This window comes from Methylobacterium sp. WL116 (assembly GCF_008039455.1).
Taxonomy (GTDB): domain Bacteria; phylum Pseudomonadota; class Alphaproteobacteria; order Rhizobiales; family Beijerinckiaceae; genus Methylobacterium.
The window spans coordinates 1-2169 of record NZ_VRUV01000660.1; the positions used below are offsets into that span (position 1 = coordinate 1).

The window sequence follows — 2169 nt, forward strand, 5'->3', positions numbered from 1 at the left end:
CAGGACGCCCGGGTCGACGCCAACGCCGAGTTCGAGCTCCGATTGCTCGGGCTCTACGCCCGCGAGCGCCGTGCCCGCGATCCGGCCTTCGACGTGCAGGGCTTCGCCACCGCCTACGCCATCCTGGCGGCGCAGCGCGCCACCAAGATCCTCGGCATCTTCGCCCGGCTGAACCTGCGCGACGGAAAGCCGGCCTACCTCGCCCACATCCCGCGGATCGAGGGCTACCTCGCCCGCAACCTCGCCCACCCGGCGCTGGCGTCCCTGCGGGACTGGCACCTGCAGCACCTTCCGGGGTTGCTCGGACGCGCCGAGCCGCCGGCCGAGCCCGCCTGAACCGCCGTCCGACCTCTCCTTCGCGAGCCCCGCGCATGAGCGACACCCCCGCCTCGCCGCCGACCGCGCAAGCCGCGATCACCCGCGCCTTCGTCCTCGCCGCGGGCCTGGGCAAGCGCATGCGCCCGGTCACCGCCACGGTGCCGAAGCCCCTGGTGGAGGTCGCGGGCAAGGCGCTGATCGACCACGCCCTCGACCGGGCGGCGGAGGGCGGGATCGAGACGGCGGTGGTCAACGTCCACTACCTGCCGGACCTGATCGAGGGGCACCTGGCCAAGCGCGTCGGCCTTCCGAAGATCGTCGTGTCCGACGAGCGCGAGACCCTGCTCGAGACCGGCGGCGGCGTGAAGAAGGCGCTCGCTCTGGTCGGCGCGGACCCCTTTGTGGTGTTCAACTCGGATTCGTTCTGGCTGGAGGGCCCGACCCCGAACCTCGCCCGGCTCATCGAGGCCTGGGACGCGGCGCGGATGGACATCCTGCTCCTGGTGGCGCCGACCACCACGAGCCTCGGCTACGAGGGCTCGGGCGACTTCGTCATGGACGCCGACGGCCGGCTGGAACGGCGCGGCGAGCGCCGGGTGGCCCCCTTCATCTACGCGGGCGTCGCCATCGTGAAGCCGGAGCTGTTCGCCGACACGCCGGACGGCGCGTTCTCGCTCAACCTGCTGTTCGACCGGGCGATCGCGGCGGGCCGCCTGTCCGGGCTGCGGCTCGACGGCCAATGGCTCCACGTCGGCACGCCCGACGCGATCCGCGCCGCCGAGGAGCGCGTGCGGGTGAGCGCGCAGGAGGGGTGAGCCGCGATTCCGTTTGAGGAACGGATGCGGAACCTCTAGATTGCTCGCATCGAGGATGGCCCTGGTCGCTGCGGAGGTCCCGGTGGACGTGAAGGAAGCGGTTTCCAAGGCGAAGGACTACGCCGCCGCGGTCTTCGATGCCGAGCAGCCGACGAACATCGGTCTCGAGGAGATCCGGTTCGACGACGCGCTGAACCAGCGGCTCATCACCGTCAGGTTTTCGCGGCCCTGGGACGCGTCCAAGCCGCTCGTGACCGCTCTCGGGCGCGATCTCGATCCGAAACGATCCTACAAGGTGGTGCACCTCAAGGACGATGACGGCCGCGTCGTCTCCGTCACCGACCGCCGGGTCGAACCTTCAGTGCCGGACGCCTGCTCGTCGACACGAACCTGCTTCTGCTGCTCTTCGTCGGGACCGCCTCCCGATCATGCATCGCCGCGCATCGGCGCGCGCGCATCCACACGATCGACGACTTCGTGCTGCTGAAGCTCCGGATCGGGGATGCGGCGATCTTCGCCGCCACGCCGAACGTCCTTGCCGAGACCTCGTGCCAGATCCGACAATTCGACCAGGCCCGCCTGGCTCCGGTTCTCGAGGCGTTCCGTTGCTTCGCGGAGGCGGCGACGGAGACGTATGCGCCGAGCGCGGATGCCGTCGGTTCCGTCGACTTCGACAGGCTGCCCCTCAACGACGTCTCGATCCCGAACGCGCGGGAGCCGGACGTCACCCTGATCACCGACGACCTCCACCTCTACCGCACCAGCGCGATGTCGGGCAGGAAGGTGCTCAACTTCTCGCACGAGCGCGAACGGATCCTCGGTTGACCCAGATCGACCCGACCGACCCACACGCCCACGTCTTCACCATCACCCGTGGCGCGCCGTTCCTGCCGACGCTGGTCGATGCGCTGCTCGACGGGCGCCTCGTCGGCGATCTCGGGCGCGACCCGCTCGCGCTCGCCGCCGTCACGATCTACCTACCGACGCCGGGCGTGGCGAAGGAGCTGGCCAAGCGCCTGGCGGCGCGGCTGGGCGA

The 2169-nt window shown here is 70.4% G+C and carries 4 protein-coding genes and 1 pseudogene; all 5 read left to right on the forward strand.

What is annotated here, in order from left to right:
• A pseudogene (locus tag FV223_RS25910) lies at positions 1-336 on the forward strand (bifunctional tRNA (adenosine(37)-N6)-threonylcarbamoyltransferase complex ATPase subunit type 1 TsaE/phosphotransferase); the annotation flags it as partial.
• A 35-nt stretch (positions 337-371) separates the two neighbouring features.
• Positions 372-1133: a nucleotidyltransferase family protein gene (locus tag FV223_RS25915; protein WP_147729627.1), complete on the forward strand. Its 762-nt coding sequence runs from the start codon at positions 372-374 to the stop codon at positions 1131-1133.
• A 40-nt stretch (positions 1134-1173) separates the two neighbouring features.
• Entirely contained in the window at positions 1174-1620 is a 447-nt protein-coding gene (locus FV223_RS25920) for a hypothetical protein (RefSeq protein ID WP_147729628.1), read from the forward strand.
• The gene (locus tag FV223_RS25925; RefSeq protein WP_147729629.1) at positions 1611-1958 is read left to right on the forward strand and encodes a hypothetical protein; all 348 of its coding nucleotides are present in this window, start codon (positions 1611-1613) and stop codon (positions 1956-1958) included. The genes FV223_RS25920 and FV223_RS25925 overlap by 10 nt, the downstream gene beginning before the upstream one ends.
• Positions 1955-2169 (forward strand): hypothetical protein (locus FV223_RS25930; protein ID WP_147729630.1); only part of this gene is annotated, 215 nt, incomplete at its 3' end. The genes FV223_RS25925 and FV223_RS25930, both read left to right, overlap by 4 nt.